At 72.8% G+C, this 22,601-nt stretch carries 22 protein-coding genes; 17 read left to right on the forward strand and 5 right to left on the reverse strand.

All coding sequences use genetic code 11. The annotated features are described in order from the left end of the window. The first annotated feature begins 202 nt into the window (after positions 1-202). The 6 genes from ACIBEC_RS22755 (at position 203) to ACIBEC_RS22780 (ending at position 5,855) form a co-directional block, all read left to right on the forward strand. Positions 203-1,792, forward strand: a complete 1,590-nt coding sequence (locus ACIBEC_RS22755) for an acyl-CoA carboxylase subunit beta (protein ID WP_360495326.1) — start codon at positions 203-205, stop codon at positions 1,790-1,792. A gap of 29 nt (positions 1,793-1,821) precedes the next feature. Beyond that, positions 1,822-2,043, forward strand: coding sequence for an acyl-CoA carboxylase subunit epsilon (locus ACIBEC_RS22760; RefSeq protein WP_360495324.1), 222 nt, complete (start codon positions 1,822-1,824; stop codon positions 2,041-2,043). 199 nt (positions 2,044-2,242) lie between these two features. After that, on the forward strand, positions 2,243-2,383 hold the full coding sequence (gene mmpB / locus ACIBEC_RS22765; protein WP_360495322.1) for a morphogenic membrane protein MmpB: 141 nt from the start codon (positions 2,243-2,245) through the stop codon (positions 2,381-2,383). A gap of 34 nt (positions 2,384-2,417) precedes the next feature. Further along, complete coding sequence (locus tag ACIBEC_RS22770) at positions 2,418-3,020, forward strand: nucleoside triphosphate pyrophosphatase (protein WP_360495319.1); 603 nt, start codon at positions 2,418-2,420, stop codon at positions 3,018-3,020. A 65-nt stretch (positions 3,021-3,085) separates the two neighbouring features. Continuing rightward, entirely contained in the window at positions 3,086-3,820 is a 735-nt protein-coding gene (locus ACIBEC_RS22775) for a hypothetical protein (RefSeq protein ID WP_360495316.1), read from the forward strand. Positions 3,821-4,079: 259 nt separating this feature from the next. Beyond that, the gene (locus tag ACIBEC_RS22780; RefSeq protein WP_360495313.1) at positions 4,080-5,855 is read left to right on the forward strand and encodes a biotin carboxylase N-terminal domain-containing protein; all 1,776 of its coding nucleotides are present in this window, start codon (positions 4,080-4,082) and stop codon (positions 5,853-5,855) included. A 103-nt stretch (positions 5,856-5,958) separates the two neighbouring features. Here the strand turns inward: ACIBEC_RS22780 and ACIBEC_RS22785 are convergent, their stop codons facing one another. Further along, complete coding sequence (locus tag ACIBEC_RS22785; RefSeq protein ID WP_396288788.1) at positions 5,959-6,906, reverse strand: DeoR/GlpR family DNA-binding transcription regulator; 948 nt, start codon at positions 6,904-6,906, stop codon at positions 5,959-5,961. Positions 6,907-7,143: 237 nt separating this feature from the next. Beyond that, positions 7,144-8,598 (reverse strand): NAD(P)H-quinone dehydrogenase, encoded by a 1,455-nt coding sequence (locus ACIBEC_RS22790; protein WP_360495307.1) that lies wholly within the window; start codon positions 8,596-8,598, stop codon positions 7,144-7,146. Between the two features lie 97 nt (positions 8,599-8,695). Between ACIBEC_RS22790 and ACIBEC_RS22795 the strand changes: the two genes are divergently transcribed. The 3 genes from ACIBEC_RS22795 to ACIBEC_RS22805 all read left to right on the forward strand — a co-directional run bounded on the left by ACIBEC_RS22795 (position 8,696) and on the right by ACIBEC_RS22805 (position 12,070). Next, positions 8,696-9,133 carry a gamma-glutamylcyclotransferase gene (locus tag ACIBEC_RS22795; RefSeq protein WP_360495304.1) on the forward strand — a complete coding sequence of 146 codons (438 nt, stop codon included), beginning with the start codon at positions 8,696-8,698 and terminating at the stop codon, positions 9,131-9,133. 236 nt (positions 9,134-9,369) lie between these two features. Continuing rightward, positions 9,370-10,191, forward strand: a complete 822-nt coding sequence (locus ACIBEC_RS22800; protein WP_189916164.1) for a purine-nucleoside phosphorylase — start codon at positions 9,370-9,372, stop codon at positions 10,189-10,191. Between the two features lie 154 nt (positions 10,192-10,345). After that, positions 10,346-12,070 carry a phospho-sugar mutase gene (locus ACIBEC_RS22805; protein WP_360495301.1) on the forward strand — a complete coding sequence of 575 codons (1,725 nt, stop codon included), beginning with the start codon at positions 10,346-10,348 and terminating at the stop codon, positions 12,068-12,070. A 63-nt stretch (positions 12,071-12,133) separates the two neighbouring features. Here ACIBEC_RS22805 and ACIBEC_RS22810 read toward each other — a convergent pair whose 3' ends face one another. Then, positions 12,134-12,814, reverse strand: coding sequence for a PH domain-containing protein (locus ACIBEC_RS22810; protein ID WP_360495298.1), 681 nt, complete (start codon positions 12,812-12,814; stop codon positions 12,134-12,136). 106 nt (positions 12,815-12,920) lie between these two features. Here ACIBEC_RS22810 and deoC point away from each other — a divergent pair, with 106 nt between their 5' ends. The 4 genes from deoC (at position 12,921) to ACIBEC_RS22830 (ending at position 17,156) form a co-directional block, all read left to right on the forward strand. Continuing rightward, positions 12,921-13,907, forward strand: a complete 987-nt coding sequence (deoC, locus tag ACIBEC_RS22815; protein WP_360495295.1) for a deoxyribose-phosphate aldolase — start codon at positions 12,921-12,923, stop codon at positions 13,905-13,907. Between the two features lie 5 nt (positions 13,908-13,912). After that, entirely contained in the window at positions 13,913-15,394 is a 1,482-nt protein-coding gene (locus ACIBEC_RS22820; protein ID WP_360495292.1) for an aldehyde dehydrogenase family protein, read from the forward strand. Beyond that, on the forward strand, positions 15,387-16,292 hold the full coding sequence (locus ACIBEC_RS22825; RefSeq protein ID WP_360495289.1) for an aldehyde dehydrogenase family protein: 906 nt from the start codon (positions 15,387-15,389) through the stop codon (positions 16,290-16,292). Before ACIBEC_RS22820 ends, ACIBEC_RS22825 begins: the two co-directional genes overlap by 8 nt. A 225-nt stretch (positions 16,293-16,517) precedes the next feature. Continuing rightward, positions 16,518-17,156: an ATP-binding protein gene (locus ACIBEC_RS22830; protein WP_360495286.1), complete on the forward strand. Its 639-nt coding sequence runs from the start codon at positions 16,518-16,520 to the stop codon at positions 17,154-17,156. A 212-nt stretch (positions 17,157-17,368) separates the two neighbouring features. Here ACIBEC_RS22830 and ACIBEC_RS22835 read toward each other — a convergent pair whose 3' ends face one another. Beyond that, positions 17,369-18,031 carry a SigE family RNA polymerase sigma factor gene (locus ACIBEC_RS22835; protein ID WP_360495423.1) on the reverse strand — a complete coding sequence of 221 codons (663 nt, stop codon included), beginning with the start codon at positions 18,029-18,031 and terminating at the stop codon, positions 17,369-17,371. Positions 18,032-18,622: 591 nt separating this feature from the next. Between ACIBEC_RS22835 and ACIBEC_RS22840 the strand changes: the two genes are divergently transcribed. The 4 genes from ACIBEC_RS22840 to ACIBEC_RS22855 all read left to right on the forward strand — a co-directional run bounded on the left by ACIBEC_RS22840 (position 18,623) and on the right by ACIBEC_RS22855 (position 21,927). Beyond that, on the forward strand, positions 18,623-19,300 hold the full coding sequence (locus ACIBEC_RS22840) for a response regulator transcription factor (RefSeq protein WP_360495283.1): 678 nt from the start codon (positions 18,623-18,625) through the stop codon (positions 19,298-19,300). A gap of 61 nt (positions 19,301-19,361) precedes the next feature. Then, the gene (locus ACIBEC_RS22845; protein WP_360495281.1) at positions 19,362-20,909 is read left to right on the forward strand and encodes a HAMP domain-containing sensor histidine kinase; all 1,548 of its coding nucleotides are present in this window, start codon (positions 19,362-19,364) and stop codon (positions 20,907-20,909) included. Further along, positions 20,906-21,226, forward strand: a complete 321-nt coding sequence (locus tag ACIBEC_RS22850) for a hypothetical protein (RefSeq protein WP_360495278.1) — start codon at positions 20,906-20,908, stop codon at positions 21,224-21,226. Before ACIBEC_RS22845 ends, ACIBEC_RS22850 begins: the two co-directional genes overlap by 4 nt. Positions 21,227-21,306: 80 nt before the next feature. Beyond that, on the forward strand, positions 21,307-21,927 hold the full coding sequence (locus tag ACIBEC_RS22855; protein WP_360495275.1) for a VanZ family protein: 621 nt from the start codon (positions 21,307-21,309) through the stop codon (positions 21,925-21,927). On the opposite strand, the gene ACIBEC_RS22860 is transcribed toward ACIBEC_RS22855, so the two are convergent. After that, positions 21,897-22,571: a PhzF family phenazine biosynthesis protein gene (locus tag ACIBEC_RS22860; protein ID WP_360495273.1), complete on the reverse strand. Its 675-nt coding sequence runs from the start codon at positions 22,569-22,571 to the stop codon at positions 21,897-21,899. The genes ACIBEC_RS22855 and ACIBEC_RS22860 overlap by 31 nt on opposite strands. Between the last annotated feature and the right edge of the window lie 30 nt (positions 22,572-22,601).

Consider the following 22,601-nt stretch of genomic DNA (forward strand, 5'->3'; position numbering starts at 1 on the left):
GCCGCCCCATCGTCCCGCAGAACGGCCGTCAACCAAACTGTGTCGATGGCCATAACGCCAGGACATGACGGATGGCCCTCCGCGCTCGCTACGCTACCCAGCGGTAGTTCGTAGCGCCGCCCTGCCCTCATGCGCGGGCCCCCACCACCCGGTCCGCGCGCAATCGAACAGGTCGCGGCCATGGATCAGGGAGAGCCACCGGATGACCGAGGCGTCGTACGACCCCCACACCACCGCGGGCAAGCTCGCCGACCTGCGGCGCAGGCTGGACGAGGCGGTGCACTCCGGCTCGTCCAAGGCCGTGGAGAAGCAGCACGCCAAGGGCAAGCTGACCGCCCGCGAGCGGGTCGTGGAGCTGCTCGACGAGGACTCCTTCGTGGAGTTCGACGAGTTCGCCCGGCACCGCTCGACCAACTTCGGCCAGGAGAAGAACCGCCCGTACGGTGACGGCGTGGTGACCGGCTACGGCACTGTCGACGGCCGCCAGGTCGCGGTCTTCGCCCAGGACTTCACCGTCTTCGGCGGGTCCCTCGGCGAGGTCTTCGGCGAGAAGATCGTCAAGGTGATGGACTTCGCGCTGAAGACCGGCTGCCCGGTCATCGGCATCAACGACTCGGGCGGCGCCCGGATCCAGGAGGGCGTGGTCTCGCTCGGCCTGTACGGCGAGATCTTCCGCCGCAACGTGCACGCCTCGGGCGTCATCCCGCAGATCTCGCTGATCATGGGCCCGTGCGCGGGCGGCGCGGTGTACTCCCCCGCGATCACCGACTTCGTGGTGATGGCCGACCAGACCTCGCACATGTTCATCACCGGCCCGGACGTGATCAAGACCGTCACCGGCGAGGACGTCGGCATGGAGGAGCTTGGCGGCGCGCGCACCCACAACACCAAGTCCGGCAACGCGCACTACCTGGCCTCGGACGAGAAGGAGGCGGTCGAGTACGTCAAGAGCCTGCTCTCGTACCTGCCCTCCAACAACCTGAGCGACCCGCCGTCCTACCCCGAGCAGGCCGACCTCACGGTCACCGAGGACGACCTCGAACTCGACACGATCGTGCCGGACTCGGCGAACCAGCCGTACGACATGCACAAGGTGATCGAGCACATCGTCGACGACGGCGAGTTCCTGGAGACCCAGCCGCTGTTCGCGGGCAACATCATCACCGGCTTCGGCCGCGTCGAGGGCCAGTCGGTAGGCATCGTCGGCAACCAGCCGATGGACCTGGCCGGCTGCCTGGACATCAACGCCAGCGAGAAGGCCGCCCGCTTCATCCGCACCTGCGACTCGTTCAACATCCCGGTGCTGACCTTCGTGGACGTGCCCGGCTTCCTGCCCGGCACCGAGCAGGAGTGGGACGGCATCATCCGCCGCGGCGCCAAGCTGATCTACGCCTACGCCGAGGCCACCGTCCCGCTGATCACCGTGATCACCCGCAAGGCCTTCGGCGGCGCGTACGACGTCATGGGCTCCAAGCACCTCGGCGCCGACCTCAACCTGGCCTGGCCGACCGCCCAGATCGCCGTGATGGGCGCGCAGGGCGCGGTCAACATCCTGCACCGCAGGGAGATCGCCGAGGCCGAGGCGTCCGGCACCGCCGAGGAGAAGCGGGCCGAGCTGATCGCCTCGTACGAGGACACCCTGCTGAACCCGTACCTGGCGGCCGAGCGCGGCTACGTGGACGCGGTCATCGCGCCGAGCGAGACCCGCCGGCACATCGTCCGGGGCCTGCGGGCGCTGCGCGGCAAGCGCGAGGTGCTGCCGCCGAAGAAGCACGGCAACATCCCCCTGTAGGCCCCATCCCTGTCGGGAGAGAACCAGCCATGTCCCCGATCCACGTGCTGCACGGGCAGCCGACCCCCGAGGAGCTGGCCACCGTTCTGGCGGTGGTCCAGGCCCGGGCCGCCGCCGCGCAGGCCGCCGCCGAGGCGGCGCGTCAGGCCGGCGTCGGCCCGGCCTCCCCCTGGAACGACCGCTCCCGCCTGCTCCGCCCCGCCGTCCACCCGGGCGTCCACGCCTGGCGGACGTCGGGCTGGGCACGCTGAACCGACCGTCCGCGGCGCAGGAAGTCGGCCCGTCCGACTTCCTGCGCTGTAATTCGCCCGCTCGCCCGTGACGCTGCTCGGGGCGGTTACTCGCCCGCTCGCCCGTGACGGCGCTCGGGGCCGTTGCCCGCCCGGATTGCCCGAAACCTGAGTACGGATACTCAGGCGCCCGGGCCCGGCCGCGGCGCACTCTGGACGGGTGCTCTGGTCAGACCCCCGCGACGAGCCCTCGCCCGAGGCCCGTCGGATGCAGGAGCGGATGCAGCGGGCCGGACGGGTGCTCGCCGCCCTGGTGCTGGTCGGCGCCGTCCTGATCATGATCGCCCGGTCGTTCACCTGAACGGCGGATACCGGCACCCCCTACGCTGGTGGGCATGACCGACCAGCGCGCCCTCGTCCTCGCCTCCGCCTCCCCCGCCCGCCTCGGGCTGCTGCGCCAGGCGGGTCTCGACCCGCGCGTGGTGGTCAGCGGCGTCGACGAGGACGCGGTCAGCGCCGCCTCCCCCGCCGAGCTCGCGCTCGTCCTGGCCGAGGCCAAGGCGAAGACCGTCGCCGCCGAACTCACCGGCGGCGAGCTGGTGATCGGCTGCGACTCCGTCCTGGAGCTGGACGGGCAGGCGCTCGGCAAGCCCGCCGACGCCACCGAGGCGCTGGCCCGCTGGCAGTCGATGCGCGGCCGCGCCGGGGTGCTGCGCACCGGCCACTGCGTGATCGACACGGTGACCGGTCGGCAGTCCTCGGCCACCGCCTCCACCACCGTCCGCTTCGGCACCCCGGACGACGACGAGATCGCCGCGTACGTGACCTCCGGCGAACCGCTGTACGTGGCCGGGGCGTTCACCCTGGACGGCCGCTCGGCCCCGTTCCTCGACGGCATCGACGGAGACCCGGGCAACGTCATCGGCCTCTCCCTGCCGCTGCTGCGCCGCCTGCTCGCCGACCTGGACGTGCGCATCACCGATCTGTGGACCAAGTGACCTGCCGCTTCCTCCCGTTGGCCCTCTAAGCTGACGGGCGTTTCGAACGGGGAGGGAACGCGGCGATGACCGACAGCGTGCTCAACGTGGTGCTGGGCCTGGTGGCCAGTGCCATCAGCGCCGGCCTCGGCTGGCTGGCCCAGGCCCTGCGGCGGCGCCGCCGGGTCGAGCGGGTGCGGGAGTTCCTGGGGCTCCCCGCCGACAGCGAGTGCCTGATCGTGGTGCCGCGCAGCATCGGCGCGGGCTCGCACGCGAACACCGTGACCCGCCGGGACGCCTACGCCCTGATGTGGTTGGCCGGGCTGGTCGAGGAGTGCGGGGCGCGGCCCGAGCTGGTCGCGCACGACTCCGCGCACCGGGGTCTGGGCGCCAAGACCGAGCTCTGCCTCGGCGGTCCGGTCAGCAACGATCGGATGGCCGCCCACCTGGCCTGGGGTCTGCCGGGCGCGATGCTCACCTCCGGCCCCGACCCGGGCAGCAACGTGCTCGTGGTGGGCGACCGGGACTTCACCGCCGACCAGGACCAGGCGCACACCCTGCTGGCCCGGATCGCCACCCCGGACGGCGGGCGCCCGGTGTTCCTGGTCTCCGGCCAGACCGGCACCGCCAACCAGGCCGGCGTGCGCTACCTGGTCGCGCACCACCGCGAACTCGCCCGCAAGCACGGCCGTAACGGCACCTTCGCGCTGGTCCTGCGGGTGGTCAATCCGAAGGCGTACGGGCCGGACATGGTGGAGCTGGTGGCCGATGTGACGGCCGAGGCGCTGCAGCGGCCCGCCGCCCGCTCCGGCGCCGCCTGAGCGGGCGGTGTGAGACCGTGACCCATGCCCGCGCGAGACTGTGGCCCACGCCACCGTCCCGCCACGCCGCCGCTGCGTCACCCCCCGTGGCCCCTACCGCTCCGGCTCCACCGGCCGCGACCTGCGGAGTCTCCGTACCGGCCGGTATCGGGGCGCCGGATCCCATCACCGAGCGTGTGGGATAGTTCACAACCGGGGGCTACTCGCCGGTACTGCCCAGGAATCCATAAACTCAACGAGGTTCAAGAAGGGAGCCACAGTGCGCAAGGTGCTCATCGCCAACCGCGGGGAAATCGCCGTCCGCGTCGCCCGTGCCTGCTCGGACGCCGGTATCGCCAGCGTCGCCGTCTACGCCGAGCCGGACCGGGATGCGCTGCACGTCCGCGCGGCCGACGAGGCTTACGCGCTGGGTGGTGACAGCCCCGCCACCAGCTACCTGGACATCGCCAAGGTCCTCAAGGCGGCCGCCGACTCCGGCGCGGACGCCGTCCACCCCGGCTACGGCTTCTTGTCGGAGAACGCCGACTTCGCCCAGGCCGTCCTCGACGCGGGTCTGATCTGGATCGGCCCGCCGCCGCAGGCCATCCGCGACCTCGGCGACAAGGTGACCGCCCGGCACGTGGCGCAGCGCGCCGGTGCCCCGCTGGTCGCCGGTACGCCGGACCCGGTCTCGGGCGCCGACGAGGTCGTCGCCTTCGCCCGGGAGAACGGCCTGCCGGTCGCCATCAAGGCGGCCTTCGGTGGCGGCGGTCGCGGCCTCAAGGTCGCCCGCAACCTGGAGGAGATCCCGGAGCTGTACGACTCCGCGGTGCGCGAGGCGGTCGCCGCCTTCGGTCGCGGCGAGTGCTTCGTCGAGCGTTACCTGGACAACCCGCGGCACGTCGAGACCCAGTGCCTCGCCGACAAGCACGGCAACGTGGTGGTCGTCTCCACCCGTGACTGCTCGCTGCAGCGGCGCCACCAGAAGCTGGTCGAGGAGGCGCCCGCGCCGTTCCTGACGCCCGAGCAGAACGCCGAGCTGTACCGGGCGTCCAAGGCCATCCTGAAGGAGGCCGGCTACGAGGGCGCCGGGACCTGCGAGTTCCTGGTGGCGATGGACGGCACGATCTCCTTCCTGGAGGTCAACACCCGTCTGCAGGTGGAGCACCCGGTCACCGAGGAGGTCACCGGCCTCGACCTGGTCCGCGAGATGTTCCGGATCGCCGACGGCGAGGAGCTCGGCTACGACGACCCGGAGGTGCGCGGCCACTCCTTCGAGTTCCGCATCAACGGCGAGGACCCGGGCCGCGGCTTCCTGCCCGCGCCCGGCACCGTGACGCTGTTCGCCCCGCCGTCCGGCCCGGGCGTGCGCCTGGACTCCGGCGTGGAGACCGGCTCGGTCATCGGCCCGGCCTGGGACTCGCTGCTGGCCAAGCTGGTCGTCACCGGCCGCGACCGCAAGCAGGCCCTGGAGCGGGCCCGCCGCGCGCTGACCGAGTTCAAGGTGGAGGGCATGGCCACCGCCATCCCGTTCCACCAGGCGGTCGTCACCGACCCGGCGTTCGCGCCTGAGGTGCACGGCAGCGACGAGCCGTTCACGGTCTACACCCGGTGGATCGAGACCGACTTCGACAACACCATCCCGCCGTTCGCCGGTGCCGCCGGCGACGGCGAGGAGGCCGAGGGCCGGGAGACCGTCGTGGTCGAGGTCGGCGGCAAGCGGATCGAGGTCTCGCTGCCGTCCTCGCTGGGCGTCTCGACGGCCCCGGCGGCCGGTGCGACGGGCGCCGCCAAGGCCAAGCGCCGGGCGGGCGCCAAGAAGGCCGGTTCGGCCGTCAGCGGTGACACCCTGGCCTCGCCGATGCAGGGCACCATCGTCAAGGTCGCCGTGGAGGAGGGCCAGGTCGTCGCCGAGGGCGAGCTGATCGTGGTCCTGGAGGCGATGAAGATGGAGCAGCCGCTGAACGCCCACCGGGCGGGCACCATCGTCGGCCTCAAGGCCGAGGTCGGCGCGAGCGTCAGCAGCGGCGCCGCGCTCTGCGAGATCAAGGACTGACCCGCCCCGTCGGGCACCGACCGGTCCGTACGCCCTTCGGGGTGTGCGGACCGGTCGCTTTGTGCGCCGGTTGCGGCTCTCCGCGCCGCTGCGGCCGGGCTGCTCAGCGCCCGCGCGGCAGTCCCATCTCGGCCAGCCGGACCGGCATCCCGCCCGGGCCGCCGTGGGCGCCGGGGCGGCGCTGGCCGGGCAGCGGGGCGCCGCCGGGGGGCGGGCCCGGGCGGCGGGCCATCGGGCCGGGCTGGGTCTGGTGGACCGGCCCGCTGCCGGTGCCGTGCACCGGGGCGTCGCCGCTCGGGGCCGCCCCGATCGGCGCCAGGTCGATCTGCACCCCGCAGTCGGCGAGCGCGTCCAGTTCGCGGGCGGTGGCGTCGTCCGCGGCGGCCTGCTCGTCGGTGACCAGCCGGGTGATGGTCTCGGTGGCGACGGTCTGGAACATGCCGGCCGCGCCGAGCTTGGTGTGGTCGGCGAGGACGATGACCTCGGCGGCCGCCAGCACCATGGCCCGGTCCACGCTCGCGGACAGCATGTTCGCGGTCGACAGCCCGCGCTCGGCGGTCAGCCCGCTGCCGGAGATGAAGGCCTTGGTGACCCTCAGCCCCTGCAGCGACTGCTCCGCACCGCTGCCCACCAGCGCGTAGTTGGAGCCGCGCAGGGTGCCGCCGGTCATCACCACCTCGACCCGGTTGGCGTGTGCCAGCGCCTGGGCGACCAGCAGCGAGTTGGTGACCACCGTCAGACCCGGCACCCGTGCCAGCCGGCGGGCCAGCTCCTGGGTGGTGGTGCCGGCACCGACCACCACCGCGTCGCCCTCCTCCACCAGGCCGGCGGCGAGGTCCGCGATGGCGCTCTTCTCCGCCGCGGACAGGTGGGTCTTCTGCGGGTAACCGGGTTCGCGGCTGAAGCCGCCGGGGAGCACCGCGCCGCCGTGCCGGCGGTCGAGGAGCCCTTCTGCCTCCAGGGCCCGCACGTCACGGCGCACGGTCACTTCGGAGGTCTGGACGACGCGGGCCAACTCCCGGAGCGAGACCGCTCCGTTGGCGCGCACCATTTCGAGGATCAACTGGCGACGTTCTGCAGCAAACACAGAACCGACGGTAACCTGCGTGACCGTCTGCTTTCAGGCGTTTGCTGCTAGTAGCGAGAATTGCTCACGCACGAGCGGCGCGTGACCGTACAATACGCGCCGTCAACAGCCCGGGACTGCGCCCGCCGTCCGGGTGACGATCACTCATGCGCGAGGGGCGGCCGCCGATCGGCAGCCGCCCCTCAACTGTGCGCCGGACGCTCAGGATTCGCCGTCGGCCCGCTTGCGGATGTGCAGCTGCCGGGCGGCCTCGGCGGTCGAGCCGGAGACGGACGGGTAGACGGTGAAGGCGCTGGCCACCTGTTCGACCGTCAGATTGGCGTCCACCGCGAGCGAGATCGGGTGGATCAGTTCGCTGGCGCGCGGGGCGACGACCACGCCGCCGACCACGATGCCGGTGCCCGGACGGCAGAACAGCTTCACGAAGCCGTCCCGGATGCCCTGCATCTTCGCCCGCGGGTTGCCGCGCAGCGGGAGCTTGACCACGACGGCGTCCATCTTGCCGCACTCCACGTCGGCCGCGGTGTAGCCGACGGTGGCGATCTCCGGGTCGGTGAAGACGTTGGAGGCCACGGTCTTGAGGTTCAGCGGCTGCACCGCGTCACCGAGCGCGTGGTACATCGCGATCCGGCCCTGCATGGCCGCCACCGAGGCGAGCATGAAGACGCCGGTGCAGTCGCCGGCCGCGTACACGCCGGGGGCGGTGGTGCGGGAGACCCGGTCGACCTGGATCTGGCCCCAGTCGTTGAGCTTGACCCCGGCCTCCTCCAGGCCCATCTCGGAGGTGTTGGGGATCGAGCCGACCGCCATCAGGCAGTGCGAGCCCTCGATCACCTTGCCGTCGGCCAGGGTCACCTCGACCCGGTCGCCGATCCGCTTGACGCTCTCGGCCCGCGAACGGCCCATCACGTTCATGCCGCGGCGACGGAAGACGTCCTCCAGCACCTCGGCGGCGTCCGGGTCCTCGCCCGGCAGCACGCGGTCGCGACTGGAGACCAGGGTGACCTTGGAGCCAAGCGCCTGGTACGCGCCGGCGAACTCCGCACCGGTCACACCGGAGCCGACCACGATCAGCTCGCGGGGCAGCTCCTCCAGGTCGTACACCTGGGTCCAGGTCAGGATCCGCTCGCCGTCCGGCTGGGCGTCCGGCAGCTCGCGCGGGTGGGCGCCGGTGGCGATCAGCACCGCGTCGGCGCGCAGCGAGTGCACGGCCCCGTCCGGCGCGTCCACCAGCACCTCGCGGGAGCCGTCGGCGGCCTGCCCGCCGGTGCCGAGCCGGCCGCGGCCGCGCAGCACGGTGACGCCGGCCCGGGTGACGGACTGGGTGATGTCGTGGGACTGAGCGATCGCCAGGCGCTTCACACGGCGGTTGACCTTGCCCAGGTCCACGCCGACGACCCTGGCGGCCTGCTCGTTGGGAGGCGTGTCGTCCGCGACGATGATGCCGAGTTCCTCGTACGAGCTGTCGAAGGTGGTCATCACCTCCGCGGTCGCGATCAGCGTCTTCGACGGAACGCAGTCCGTGAGCACCGCCGATCCGCCCAGACCGTCGCGGTCGACGACGGTCACCTCCGCGCCGAGCTGTGCGGCGACCAGGGCCGCCTCGTAGCCGCCGGGTCCGCCACCGATGATCACGATCCGAGTCACGCTCCCCATTGTCCCGCACGCCGAGAGCGCCGCCACGCCGGGGTCCGGCCTCCGTACATTCGTCCGGTAGCCCGGTCCGCGCGCCGCCCGGGCTACGCTTCCCCCCATGCCCCTTTACGCCGCGTATGCCACCAACCTCGATGCCCGGCAGATGACCCGCCGAGCCCCGCACTCCCCCCTGCGCGGCACGGGGTGGCTGGACGGCTGGCGGCTCACCTTCGGCGGCGAGCAGCTCGGCTGGGAGGGCTCGCTGGCCACCGTCGTCGAGGACGAGAAGGACCAGGTCTTCGTCTCGCTGTACGACGTCTCGCCGGTGGACGAGGACGGCCTGGACCGGTGGGAGGGCGTCCAGCTCGGCATCTACCGCAAGATCAAGCTCCGCGCGCAGACCCTGGACGGCTCCATCCCGGTCTGGACGTACGTGCTCAACGACTACGAGGGCGGTCTGCCCGCGGCCCGCTACCTCGGCCTGGTCGCCGACGCCGCCGAGAGCGCCGGTGCCCCGCACGACTACGTCATGGACCTGCGCCGTCGTCCCTGCTGACCGGCCGTCGCCGGTGTCCGCCCGGGCCCCCGGCGCGGCTCGGCGACAACGGCACGTACGCGAAGGGGCTGCGCGGCGCGAAACGACTCCGATCCGCCGACGCGACTGTGGAAAGCGACGGACCTGTCACCCGGATGGCGCCACCGAGCTGTGTTTTCGGGTCAACCGGGTAACAATCCGGCATGCCGCAGCGGATTTTCTACGCGCGTAGCCGATTCCCGTCTATCCTCGGTCCCGTGAACGCTTCTCCTCAGTCGGTCGTCTCCGCCGACCCCTACGCCGCCGCCCAGGCCGCCGCCGAGCGCCTGCGCGAGCTGACCGGTGCCGAGCGGCACGACGTCGCCCTGGTGATGGGCTCCGGCTGGGTGCCGGCCGCCGACGCCCTGGGCGAGACCGTGGCCGAGTTCCCGGTCACCGACCTGCCCGGTTTCCCCGCCCCCGCCGTCGCCGGCCACGCCGGCAAGATCCGCTCGGTGAAGATCGGCGACAAGCGCGCGCTGATCTTCCTCGGCCGCAACCACTACTACGAGGGCCACGGCGTGGCCACCGTCGTCCACGGCGTGCGCACCGCCGCCGCGGCCGGCTGCGGCATCATCGTGCTGACCAACGGCTGTGGCGGCCTGCGCCAGGGCTGGACCCCCGGCCAGCCGGTCCTGATCAGCGACCACATCAACCTGACCGCGGACTCCCCGATCGTCGGCGCCAACTTCGTCGACCTCACCGACCTGTACTCCAAGCGCCTGCGCGCGCTCTGCCACGAGGTCGACCCGTCCCTGGACGAGGCCGTCTACGTGCAGTTCCGCGGCCCGCACTACGAAACCCCGGCCGAGGTCAACATGGCCCGGGTGATCGGCGGCGAGCTGGTCGGCATGTCCACCACCCTGGAGGCCATCGCCGCCCGCGAGGCCGGCTCCGAGGTCCTCGGCATCTCCCTGGTCACCAACCTGGCGGCCGGCATGACCGGCGAGCCCCTCAACCACGAAGAGGTGCTGGAGGCCGGCAAGGCCTCCGCCGAGCGCATGGGCGAGCTGCTGGCGAAGGTCCTTGAGCGGATCTGACGCCCACCAGGCGCACAATGCATGAGCGACGGGGCCCACGGCCGGCCGTGATCCGCTGATCACACCCGCCCGCGGGCCCCGTCCGCATGCGTACCCCCTCTTTGCGGAACCCCCCGGTCGACAACCGACGAACTTCCCGATGGAGCAGGCAGCGATGACGCAGGCACCCACCACCGACCTCCTCTCCCGGGCCCGGGCCTGGCTGTCCGAGGACCCCGACGCGCAGACCCGCGAGGAGCTCAGCGCCCTGCTGGCCCGGGCCGAGGGCCCGGACGCCGAGTCGGACAGCAAGCTCGCCTGGGCGGAACTCGCCGAGCGCTTCGCCGACCGCCTCCAGTTCGGCACCGCCGGCCTGCGCGGCGAACTCGGCGCCGGCCCGATGCGGATGAACCGCGCCGTGGTGATCCGGGCCGCCGCCGGCCTGGTCTCCTACGTCCGGAAGCAGGGCCTGGGCGACCTGGTCGTCATCGGCTACGACGCCCGCCACAAGTCGTACGACTTCGCCCGCGACACCGCCGCCGTGGTGGTCGGCGCCGGCCTGCGCGCCGCACTGCTGCCCCGCCCGCTCCCCACCCCGGTGCTCGCCTTCGCCGTCCGCCACCTGGGCGCGGCCGCCGGCGTCACCGTCACCGCCAGCCACAACCCGCCTCAGGACAACGGCTACAAGGTCTACCTGGGCGACGGCTCGCAGATCGTCCCGCCGGCCGACGCCGGGATCGCCGTCGAGATCGACGCGATCGGCTCACTGGACGAGGTCCCGCGCGCCGAGGACGGCTGGGAGGTGCTCGGTGAGGACGTCGTCGAGGCCTACCTGGCCCGCGCCGTGTCCATCGTGGACCCGCACAGCCCGCGCGAACTCGACGTCGTCTACACCCCCATGCACGGTGTCGGCCGCGACACCCTCGTCGCCGCCTTCCGCCAGGCCGGCTTCCCCGCGCCCACCGTGGTCGCCGAGCAGGCCGAACCCGACCCGGACTTCCCGACCGTGGCCTTCCCCAACCCGGAGGAGCCGGGGGCGATGGACCTCGCCTTCCGCACCGCCGCCTCGGTCGGCCCGGACATCGTGATCGCCAACGACCCCGACGCCGACCGCTGCGCGGTGGCCGTCCCCACCAACGGCAACGCGGCCGGCAGCGGCAACGGCACCTCCGGCTGGCGGATGCTGCGCGGCGACGAGGTCGGCGCACTGCTCGGCTCGGCCCTGGTCGCGAAGAAGGCCGAGGGCACCTTCGCCACCACCATCGTCTCCGCCACCCTGCTCGGCCGGATCGCCGAGGCGGCGGGCCTGGGCTACGCCGAGACGCTGACCGGCTTCAAGTGGATCTCCCGCGCCGAGGGCCTGCGCTACGGCTACGAGGAGGCGCTCGGCTACTGCGTCGACCCGCAGGGCGTCCGGGACAAGGACGGCATCACCGCCGCCCTGCTGGTCGCCGAGCTCGCCGCCACCCTCAAGAAGTCCGGCCGCACCCTGTCCGACCTGCTGGACGACCTGGCGCTGGAACACGGCCTGCACGCCACCGACCAGCTCTCGGTCCGGGTCCAGGACCTCTCGCTGATCGCCGACGCCATGCGCCGCCTGCGCGAGCAGCCCCCGACCGTCCTGGCCGGCCTGACCGTCACCCGCGCCGACGACCTCGCGGCCGGCTCCGCCGACCTGCCGCCCACCGACGGTCTGCGCTACTACCTGGCCGGCGAGGCCGTCCGCTCGGCCCGCATCGTGGTCCGCCCCTCCGGCACGGAGCCCAAGCTCAAGTGCTACCTGGAGGTCGTCCTCCCGGTCGCCACCGCCGCCGACCTCGCCCGCACCCGCGACCGCGCCGCCGCCCTCCTCGCCACCATCAAGCAGGACCTCGCCGCCGCCGCGGGCATCACCGCCTGACGCACCTCGCATACGGAAGGGCCCGCCGGTACGTGGCGGGCCCTTCGTGTCCGTGGGTCGGCCTCAGACGGCGATGACCGTGATCAGGGCGAGCAGGCCGAGCAGGGCGGGGGCGATCAGCCACCAGCACCAGCGCACCACGACCGGGCCCGCGGCGTCGGGGCGGGTGGCGTTGCGCTCGGCCATCTCCTGCAGCACGTTGGTCACCTGGTCGGACCAGGCGCGGGTGGGGTCCGGGGAGCCCTGGACGACGGGGTTGGTCCGGGCGGCGAGGCCCATCCCGAGTCCGGTCCGGGAGGCGTGCTCGGCGATGCTGCGGCTCTGGGCGCGGGTGGCGCGCTTGCGCTGCCGCAGTGACACCGGCACGGCCCAGACCTGGTACTTCTTGCCGCCCGCGAGCAGCTCGACCGAGTAGCCGGCGCGCAGGGCGTCCACCGAGGCCCACGGCGCGGTGATGGTCCGCCACGGGTTGCGCACCACCAGTCGGCTGCGGGAGGCCCGCACGACCGGGCGCAGCGTGTAGGCGATCACCGGGAGGGCGAACACGGGTACGGCGGCGAGCGCGACGTACGGGGTCTTCCCGGTGCCGGTCACGGCCGCGTCGCCGATGAGCCAGGCGGCGACGGTGAGCAGGAACACGCCGGAGATCACGCCGGGGACGGAGCGGTACACGCGGTCCGCGTACTCGGGTTCCCCGGCGGGGGCGGCCGGGCCCTGGTGGGGCTTGCCGTCGGAATCGGTCATGGCGTCGATTCTGCCCCATGCCCCTCACCCTGAGGTCTCGGTCCGGCCACGAAAGGCCGCCACCCTAGCGGACGGCTACGCGCGTAGATATGCTGGTCTGGTGACTATGTCCACTGTTGCAGCCAATGCCCCCGGCGTTGCGGGCAGCGGCCTTCAGGACGTTGCGGCGTCCGAGGCCTCGCTCCGCCGCTTCCTGCACGGCCTGCCCGGCGTCGACCAGGTCGGCCTGGAGGCGCGTGCCGCCACTCTCGGTACCCGCTCGATCAAGACCACGGCGAAGGCGTACGCCATCGACCTGGCGATCTCCATGATCGACCTGACCACGCTGGAGGGCGCGGACACGGTCGGCAAGGTGCGCGCGCTGTGCGCCAAGGGCAGGACCCCCGACCCGACCGACCCGACCACCCCCCGCGTCGCCGCCATCTGTGTCTACCCGGACATGGTCGCCACCGCGAAGGCCGCCCTGCGGGGCACCGACATCCAGGTCGCCTCGGTGGCCACCGCCTTCCCGGCCGGCCGCGCCGCCCTCCCGGTCAAGCTCGCCGACACCGCCGACGCGGTGGCCGCGGGCGCCGACGAGATCGACATGGTGATCGACCGCGGCGCCTTCCTCTCCGGCCGCTACTACGACGTCTTCAACGAGATCGTCGCCGTCAAGGAGGCGTGCAAGCGCCCCGACGGCAGCTCCGCCCACCTCAAGGTGATCTTCGAGACCGGCGAGCTGCAGACCTACGACAACGTCCGCCGGGCCTCCTGGCTGGCGATGCTGGCCGGCGCCGACTTCATCAAGACCTCCACCGGCAAGGTCGCCGTCAACGCGACCCCGCCGGTCACCCTGCTGATGCTGGAGGCGGTCCGCGACTTCCGCGCGCAGACCGGCGTCCAGGTCGGCGTGAAGCCCGCCGGTGGGATCAAGACCACCAAGGACGCCATGAAGTACCTGGTGATGGTCAACGAGACCCTCGGCGACGACTGGCTGACGCCGCACTGGTTCCGCTTCGGCGCCTCCAGCCTGCTCAACGACCTGCTGATGCAGCGCCAGAAGCTCGCCACCGGCCGCTACTCCGGCCCCGACTACGTGACGGTGGACTGATCACCATGGCCAAGAAGAAGAACATCGAGGAGCCCGCGGCCGAGCCCGCCGGAGGCCTCTTCGCCTACGCCCCGGCCCCCGAGTCCCCCGCCGCCGCGGGCGACATCGCCACCTCCTACGGCCACTTCATCGGCGGCGAGTTCGTCGACTCCTCCGGCAGCGAGTCCCTGAAGACGGTCAACCCGGCCACCGAGCAGGTGCTCGCCGAGTTCGCCCAGGGCACCGACGAGGACGTGGACCGCGCGGTCGCCGCCGCCCGCAGGGCGTTCGCCGACTGGTCGGCGCTGCCGGGCAGCGAGCGCGCCAAGTACCTGTTCCGGATCGCCCGGATCATCCAGGAGCGCAGCCGCGAGCTCGCCGTGCTGGAGTCGATCGACAACGGCAAGCCGATCCGCGAGACCCGCGACGTCGACCTGCCGCTGGTCGCCGCGCACTTCTTCTACTACGCGGGCTGGGCCGACAAGCTCGACTACGCCGGTTACGGCCCGAACCCGAAGCCGCTCGGCGTGGCCGGCCAGGTCATCCCGTGGAACTTCCCACTGCTGATGCTGGCCTGGAAGATCGCGCCCGCGCTGGCGACCGGCAACACGGTCGTCCTGAAGCCGGCCGAGACCACCCCGCTGACCGCGCTGCGCTTCGCCGAGATCTGCCGCCAGGCCGGTCTGCCGAAGGGCGTCGTCAACATCGTCACCGGCGACGGCCGCACCGGCGCCGCGCTCACCGCGCACCCGGACGTCAACAAGGTCGCCTTCACCGGCTCCACCCCGGTCGGCCGTGCGATCGCCAAGCAGCTGGCCGGCACCCGCAAGAAGCTCTCGCTGGAGCTGGGCGGCAAGGCCGCCAACATCGTCTTCGACGACGCGCCGATCGACCAGGCGGTCGAGGGCATCGTCAACGGCATCTTCTTCAACCAGGGCCACGTCTGCTGCGCGGGCTCGCGCCTGCTGGTCCAGGAGTCGATCCAGGACGAGCTGCTGGACGCCCTCAAGCGCCGGATGTCCACCCTGCGGGTCGGCGACCCGCTGGACAAGAACACCGACATCGGCGCCATCAACTCGGCCGAGCAGCTGGCCCGGATCACCGCGCTGACCGACGCCGGCGAGGCCGAGGGCGCCGAGCGCTGGTCGCCGGTCTGCGAACTCCCGGGCACCGGCTTCTGGTTCAAGCCGACCCTGTTCATGGGCGTCAGCCAGGCCCACCGGATCGCCCAGGAGGAGATCTTCGGCCCGGTCCTGTCGGTGCTGACCTTCCGCACCCCCGCCGAGGCGATCGAGAAGGCCAACAACACCCCGTACGGCCTCTCCGCCGGCATCTGGACGGAGAAGGGCTCGCGCATCCTCTGGGCGGCCAACAAGCTCAAGGCCGGCGTGGTCTGGGCCAACACCTTCAACAAGTTCGACCCGACCTCGCCGTTCGGCGGCTACAAGGAGTCGGGCTACGGCCGCGAGGGTGGCCGCCACGGTCTGGAGGCCTACCTCGATGTCTGACACGACCTTCGCGCGTCTTGACGTCCTCAAGACCTACAAGCTGTACGTCGGCGGGAAGTTCCCGCGCTCCGAGAGCGGGCGGGTGTACGAGGTGACCGACTCCACCGGCGAGTGGCTCGCCAACGCCCCGCTGGGTACCCGCAAGGACACCCGTGACGCCGTCCTGGCCGCCCGCGCCGCGGTGAAGGGCTGGGCCGGCACCACCGCGTACAACCGCGGCCAGGTGCTGTACCGGGTGGCCGAGATGCTGCAGGGCCGGCGCGAGCAGTTCGCCGCCGAGGTGGCCCTCTCCGAAGGCATCGGCCCGAAGAAGGCCGCCGCGCTGGTGGACGCCGCGATCGACCGTTGGATCTGGTACGCGGGCTGGACGGACAAGGTCGCCCAGATCGCGGGCGGCGCCAACCCGGTCGCCGGTCCGTACTTCAACCTGTCGACCCCGGAGCCGACCGGCGTGGTCGGGATCGTCGCCCCGCAGGCCGGCTACGGGCACTCGCTGCTCGGCCTGGTCTCGGTGATCGCCCCGGCGATCGCCACCGGCAACACGGTCGTGGTCGCGGCCGCCGCGGACGCCCCGCTGCCCGCGCTGTCGCTGGGCGAGGTGCTGGCCACCTCGGACGTCCCGGGCGGCGTGGTCAACATCATCTCGGGCAAGACCGCGGACATCGCGCCCACCCTGGCCTCGCACCAGGACGTCAACGCGGTGGACCTCACCGGAGCCATCGCCGCCGACGGCCCCGGCGCGGCGCAGGCGCTGGAAGCGGCCGCCGCGGATACCCTGAAGCGGGTAGTCCGTCCGGAGCTGGACCCGTTCGCCCAGGACTGGACCAATGCGCCCGGTACCGACCGGCTACTCTCGTTCCTCGAGACGAAGACGGTCTGGCACCCGATGGGTATCTGACCCTCGCCCCTCGGGGTGACAACTCCACAAGCTGGCCGTCCCCAGTGCCCTACCCCCCCCCGGGGCCCGGACGGTCATTGGACGGACCCGCGCCTCTCCCCCCCTGGCGCGGGTCCGTCGGCGTTCCGCCGCCGTACGACACCGGCCCGCGCGGCCGGCCGTCACAGCAGAAGTCCGGACCGACCGGTTTCGGCAACGGGCCGGGATGCGTCAGACTGGTGTCCCGTGAGTGACTCCCCCCTGAACCCCGCACCGGCCGCGCATGCCCGGGTGATCCTGCTCTCCGGGCCCTCCGGGTCGGGGAAGTCCTCGCTCGCCGAGCGCAGCGGCCTGCCGGTGCTCCAGCTCGACGACTTCTACAAGGACGGGGACGACCCCACGCTGCCCCGGCTGCCGGACGGCGCCGTCGACTGGGACTCCCCGCTGGCCTGGCACCGCGACCAGGCCGTCGCCGCCATCCGCGCCCTGCACGAGCACGGCCGCACGGACGTCCCGGTGTACTCGATCCCGGACAACGGCCGGGTCGGCACCCACGCCCTGGAGCTGGACGGCGCCTGCGCGTTCATCGCGGAGGGCATCTTCGCCGCCGAGATCACCGCCGAGTGCGCCGAGCAGGGCCTGCTCGGCGACGCCCTGTGCCTGCGCAACGGCGCGCTCACCACGGCCTGGCGCCGGCTGCGCCGGGACGTCCGGGAGGGCCGCAAGTCGCTGCCGGTGCTGCTGCGCCGGGGCTTCCGGCTGATGCGGGCCGAGCGGTCCATCGTCGGGCGGCAGGTCACGCTCGGCTCGTACGCGTGCGCGGGGCCGGAGGCCGAGCGGCGGATCCGCGCCGCGGCCCGGCCGGCGGAGCTCTCCGCGGCCTGAGCCGGCCCGCAGCGGCCCACAGCGGCCCACAGCGGCCCTGAACCGCCGGAACGGGTGCGGACAGCAGAAAACGACGGGCCCGGTGCGTCTCCCCCGCACCGGGCCCGTCGCCTTCCCGAACGGTCCTCGGGCTCCCCCACGGACATGCTCCCCCGAGCCGCTGTCCCCGGACCGTGACCGTTCGCTTCCCGTCCCCCGACGGGAGTCCTTCGTTACGCGACCAGCTCGCCGAACGCCCGGATGGTGTCGCCCGACTTGTTCAGGTGCTCGTCGTCGCGCAGCCGGCGCAGGGCGCGCCAGATGCTGCTCTTGACCGTGCCGACGCTGATCCCCAGCACGTCGGCGATCTCCGGGTCGGTCTTGCCCTCGTAGTACCGCAGCACCAGCATGGTCCGCTGGTTCTCCGGCAGCTTCGCCAGCGCCTGCCAGAGCACGGTGCGCAGCTCGGTGCCGCCCATCGCGTCGGTGTCGCCGGCCGTCTCCGGCAGCTCCTCGGTCGGGTACTCGTTGACCTTGCGGCGCCGCCAGGCGGAGATGTGCAGGTTGGTCATGGTGCGGCGGAGGTAACCCCCGACCGCGGCCTTGTCGGTGATCCGGCCCCAGGCCCGGTAGGTGCTGAAGAGCGCGCTCTGCAGCAGGTCCTCGGCCTCGTAGCGGTCACCGGTCAGGTGATAGGCCGTGGCGTACAGGGAAGCGCGGCGCTCGCGCACGTACGCGGTGAACTCCGTGATGTGGTCCTCCGCGGCGGCCGAGTGCTCCCCCTGCGCGCCTCCCTGCCCGGCCTCGGTGGTGCGGGCCGCGGCGGGGTTCAGCCGCAGCAGCGTCGCACCGGCGGCCTCGCGACCGGACGGTTCCCCCGAACCGACCGTCCGCAGACCGTTCCCCCCGGTCCCCCGGTTCCCCCCGGGGGCGTCCGTGCCCTCGACGCGGACGGGGAGGATCCCCCGCAGCGTGAGGGTGCTGGCGGAGTCGACCGCACTCCCCAGTCGGCCGATTCCGTACAGCTCCCCCGTCCTGCCGCCGCCGCTCACCCGACGGGCGCCAGGGTTTCCACCGGTGCTGTGCGCGCACCCCCGTACGGTCACGGCACCGGAGTTCTCGTCGGTCCTGACCTCGTACCGGGTCCGGTGGGTGGTCGCTGACGAACGCGCGGTGCGTACAGCCGGGTTGGTCCGGGTCTGAAGCATGGCGTTCATCGTGCGCCCCCTTGGTTCGGTACGAGCGGTTCCGGTTGCCGCCTTTCAGCCGGCCTTGCGGCCCGCTGTCCTGCGGCGACATGGAAAATCCTGCCCGCCGGTTGTGATGGCGCTGTCCGCCGACTGTCACAGGGGTGTCACAGGCGGGGGCCTTTCGTCCCGGTCCGCCTCCCTCCGTACCGGACGCCGGTGGCGGTCCTTCCGGTTCCCGAACGGGCCGTGAGGGATCCGGGGGGTGATTCGGGGCTGCGGGTGGGCCAAAATGGGGCCGTGCCTTTCCTCCTACTGATCGAGGACGACGACGCCATCCGGACCGGCCTCGAACTCGCCCTCACCCGCCAGGGCCACCGCGTGGCCACCGCCGCCTCCGGCGAGGACGGTCTGAGGCTCTTCAAGGAGCAGCGGCCCGACCTCATCGTGCTGGACGTGATGCTGCCCGGAATCGACGGCTTCGAGGTGTGCCGCCGGATCCGGCGCACCGACCAGCTGCCGATCATCCTGCTGACCGCCCGTTCGGACGACATCGACGTGGTGGTGGGCCTGGAGTCCGGCGCCGACGACTACGTGGTGAAACCGGTGCAGCCGCGCGTGCTGGATGCGCGGATCCGGGCGGTGCTGCGCCGCGGCGAACGGGAGAGCTCGGACTCCTCCGCGTACGGCAGCGTGGTGATCGACCGGGCGGCCATGACCGTCACCAAGGACGGACTGGACCTCCAGCTCACCCCGACCGAGCTGCGGCTGCTGCTGGAACTCAGCCGCCGCCCCGGGCAGGCGCTCTCCCGCCAGCAGCTGCTGCGGCTGGTCTGGGAGCACGACTACCTCGGCGACTCGCGCCTGGTGGACGCCTGTGTGCAGCGGCTGCGGGCCAAGGTCGAGGACGTGCCGTCCGCGCCGACGCTGATCCGCACCGTGCGCGGGGTGGGCTACCGGCTGGACCCTCCGGCCTGACCGGCCGGCCCGACCCGGCGCCCGTCCGACTCCTGAACTCCCGTACCCACGACAGGCTCCTGTGACTGACCATCAGACGACTGCCCGGCGCTTCCCGGCGGGCCGGTGGCGCCGGCTGCGCTCCCTACGGGTGCGACTGATCGCGGTGTTCGCGGCGGTCGCGCTGCTCGCCGCCGTCTCGGCCTCCGGCATCGCGTACTGGCTGAACCGCGACGCGGTGCTCAAGCGCGCCCAGGACACCGCGCTGAACGACTTCCGGGTCTCGCTCAGCCGCAACGTCTCCGAGCTGCCACTGAACGCCGGCTGCCCGGAGCTGGCCGAACTGGCGTCCAACGTGGCCAGCTCCGGCCTGAGTTACGACGTCGTGGTGGTCGATCCGACGCACCCGGAGTGCCCCTCGACGTCCTCCGATCCCGCGCACTTCACGCTGGCCGACGTGCCGACCGCGCTGCAGTCCACCGTCGCCAAGCCCCGCGAGGTCACCGAGAGCAACCCGTACCCGTACCACCTGTACTGGCAGCGGCAGAACCTGGACGGCCGGCCGTTCGTGATCGGCGGCACCAAGGTGGTGCCGGGCGGCCCGACGGCGTACATGTTCAAGTCGCTGGAGAACGAACGGGCCGACCTCAACACGCTGGGCTGGTCGCTGGCCATCGCCACCCTGCTCGCGCTGATCGGCTCGGCGCTGCTCGCCCAGGCCGCCTCGGCCACCGTACTGCGACCGGTCAAGCGGCTCGGCGACGCCGCCCGGCGACTCGGCCAGGGGCACCTGGACACCCGGCTCGAAGTCGAGGGCTCGGACGAACTCGCCGACTTGGCACGGACGTTCAACCGGGCCGCGGAGTCGCTGCACGAGCAGGTCGAGGAGCTGAGCGCGCGCGAGGCGCAGAGCCGGCGGTTCGTCGCCGACATGTCGCACGAACTGCGCACCCCGCTGACCGCGATGACCGCCGTCACCGACATCCTGGAGGACGAGGCCGAGTCGCTGGACCCGATGATCGAGCCGGCCGTCCGGCTCGTGGTCAGCGAGACCCGGCGGCTGTCCGACCTGGTGGAGAACCTGATGGAGGTGACCCGCTTCGACGCGGGCACCGCCAGGCTGGTCGCCGACGAGGTGGACATCGCCGACCTGATCATGTCCTGCATCGACGGACGGGCCTGGTACGACGCGGTCGAGGTGGACGCCCCGCGCGGCATCCTGGCCGTGGTCGACCCGCGCCGGCTCGACGTGGTCTTCGCCAACCTGATCGGCAACGCGCTCAAGCACGGCGGCTCACCGGTGCGGGTCAGGGTCCGGCAGGCCGCGGACTCGGTCGTGGTCGAGGTCTCCGACAGCGGCCCGGGCATCCCGGAGGACGTGCTGCCGCACGTCTTCGACCGGTTCTACAAGGCCGACCGGGGGCGGGCCCGCTCGGAGGGCAGCGGCCTGGGGCTGTCGATCGCGATGGCCAACGCGCAGATACACGGGGGGACGATCACGGCGGCGAACGGGGAGGTCGGCGCGGTGTTCACCCTGACACTGCCGCTGACACCGCCGCCTCCGCCGTCCGCGGGGGAGGCCGAGCGCGGCTCCGCCCGCGACGCCGTAGAGGACAAGGACGCCACGTGACCGCCCCCGCCCGTACCACCCTGCGCCGTACCGCCGGCGTACTGCTCCTGCTCGCACTGGCCTCCGGCTGCGGTATCCGGCCGACCGCCGTACCGGTCGACGGCGGCGCCCCGGCCAGCCGCACGGCCTGCCCGACCACCCCGCACATACCGACCGCGCTGGTCACCCCGCCCGGCCCCGCGCCAGCCGTGACCCCGGCCCGCGGTGCCTCCAAGGGCGCCGCGAGCCCGAGCCCGTCGCCCACGCCGGTGGTGCCGGGCAGCCCGCCGCCGGACAACGTGTTCAGCGCGGTGCCGACGGCCGCTCCTTGTAAGTAGCAGGGAGTGCCGGGGGCGTGTTCGGGAATGTTCACGCCCGGCGTGGAACCGCCGTGCCACCGGCTCACGTCCTTCCCCCCGTGCAGCGAGATGGCACCAGGACACGCGACGAGCGTTCCGGCGCGGGGACCGAGAGCAGGCCGGCGGCGGCCGTCCACCGATCCCTCCGGCAGACCGGGCTGGCGGGCCTCGCCTGCCACCTGGCACTGGTGCTCTGGCTGGTGCTGAGACCGCTGCCGGTGGCCTGGGTGTACGACGCCAACCTGACCCCGCTGGCCTCGCTCCGGTCCTCCACCGCCTGGCAGGTGGTCGGCGAACTCCTGCTGCTGGCCCCGCTCGGCGTCCTGCTGCCGCTGGCCGGCGGCCGCCTCCGGGCCCCCTGGCTGCCCTCCTTCCTGCGCACCACCGGCGCCTCCGCGCTGCTGGCGACCGGGCTGGAGTTCCTCTCCTCCTGGACGCCCGGGCACGTCCTCAACGTGGACCACATCCTGTTCGCCGTGGTCGGCGTGGCCGCCGTCCACCTCGCGCTGGTCCCCGGCCTGCGGCACCTGCTGCGGGAACGGCGGCCGCGGGCGCCCCGGGTGCCCGTCCTGGCCGTCCCACCGGTGACCGTCCCGGCCGCCGCCGTCGGCCGGGTGGCGGCCGTCGCGCCCGCCGCCCGCCCGCGCGCCTACGCGGAGCCGACGCCGCCCGCCCGCTGAGCCGGCGCCGGCACCACCCGGCCGCCGACCTCGATCAGCCCGCCCGGGCGCGGCCCGGTCATCAGCTGCGAGCCCCGGCCCTGGGTGACGGTCAGCGCCCGGCCGAGCCGCGCGGTCAGCAGCAGGGCGGCCGCGCCGGTCGCCTCGTCCTCGTCGATCCCGTCACCCCGCCCGGGGAAGGCCCGCGCCCGGACGGTGCCGGCCGCCTCGTCCTGCCAGGCCCAGGCGTAGATCCACTCCCCCGGCGGCGGCACCTCCAGCGCCTCCACCTCGGCCGCCGAGCCGTACTGCCGCAGCGTCCGCGGCGGGGCCCACTCCGGCCGGGCCTCGATCCGGGTCAGCCCGCCCTCGCGCCGGACGCCCACCACGCCGGCGGCCGTGACCAGCCGGTCCACCCCGAGTACCCAGGCGGCGCCCACGCACGGGTGGCCGGCGAAGGGCAGGCGCAGCGTCGGCGTGTAGATGTCGATCTCCCCGCGCTCCGGGTCGTCGACGAACACCGTCTCGCTGAAGCCGAGTTCGCGCGCGATCTCCTGCCGGTCCGCACTCTCCGGCACGGCGGCGCCGTCGCGCACGACGCCGAGCGCGTTCCCGTACCCCCCACCGGGCCCGCAAAAGACCCGCAGCACCTCATAATCCGTCATTTCCCACCTCGTCAATTGCCGTTCCGGCAG

The sequence above is a fragment of the Kitasatospora sp. NPDC051164 genome (genome assembly GCF_044455625.1).
Taxonomy (GTDB): domain Bacteria; phylum Actinomycetota; class Actinomycetes; order Streptomycetales; family Streptomycetaceae; genus Kitasatospora.

Coding starts and splice junctions, on each gene's coding strand:
- ACIBEC_RS22860 (WP_360495273.1), bottom strand. CDS start 22,571: ATGACGGATTATGAGGTGCTGCGGGTCTTTTGCGGGCCCGGTGGGGGG.
- ACIBEC_RS22805 (WP_360495301.1), top strand. CDS start 10,346: ATGACGCAGGCACCCACCACCGACCTCCTCTCCCGGGCCCGGGCCTGG.
- ACIBEC_RS22790 (WP_360495307.1), bottom strand. CDS start 8,598: ATGGGGAGCGTGACTCGGATCGTGATCATCGGTGGCGGACCCGGCGGC.
- ACIBEC_RS22770 (WP_360495319.1), top strand. CDS start 2,418: ATGACCGACCAGCGCGCCCTCGTCCTCGCCTCCGCCTCCCCCGCCCGC.
- deoC (WP_360495295.1), top strand. CDS start 12,921: ATGTCCACTGTTGCAGCCAATGCCCCCGGCGTTGCGGGCAGCGGCCTT.
- ACIBEC_RS22820 (WP_360495292.1), top strand. CDS start 13,913: ATGGCCAAGAAGAAGAACATCGAGGAGCCCGCGGCCGAGCCCGCCGGA.
- ACIBEC_RS22810 (WP_360495298.1), bottom strand. CDS start 12,814: ATGACCGATTCCGACGGCAAGCCCCACCAGGGCCCGGCCGCCCCCGCC.
- ACIBEC_RS22785 (WP_396288788.1), bottom strand. CDS start 6,906: ATGGTGCGCGCCAACGGAGCGGTCTCGCTCCGGGAGTTGGCCCGCGTC.
- ACIBEC_RS22755 (WP_360495326.1), top strand. CDS start 203: ATGACCGAGGCGTCGTACGACCCCCACACCACCGCGGGCAAGCTCGCC.
- ACIBEC_RS22760 (WP_360495324.1), top strand. CDS start 1,822: ATGTCCCCGATCCACGTGCTGCACGGGCAGCCGACCCCCGAGGAGCTG.
- ACIBEC_RS22795 (WP_360495304.1), top strand. CDS start 8,696: ATGCCCCTTTACGCCGCGTATGCCACCAACCTCGATGCCCGGCAGATG.
- ACIBEC_RS22825 (WP_360495289.1), top strand. CDS start 15,387: ATGTCTGACACGACCTTCGCGCGTCTTGACGTCCTCAAGACCTACAAG.
- ACIBEC_RS22775 (WP_360495316.1), top strand. CDS start 3,086: ATGACCGACAGCGTGCTCAACGTGGTGCTGGGCCTGGTGGCCAGTGCC.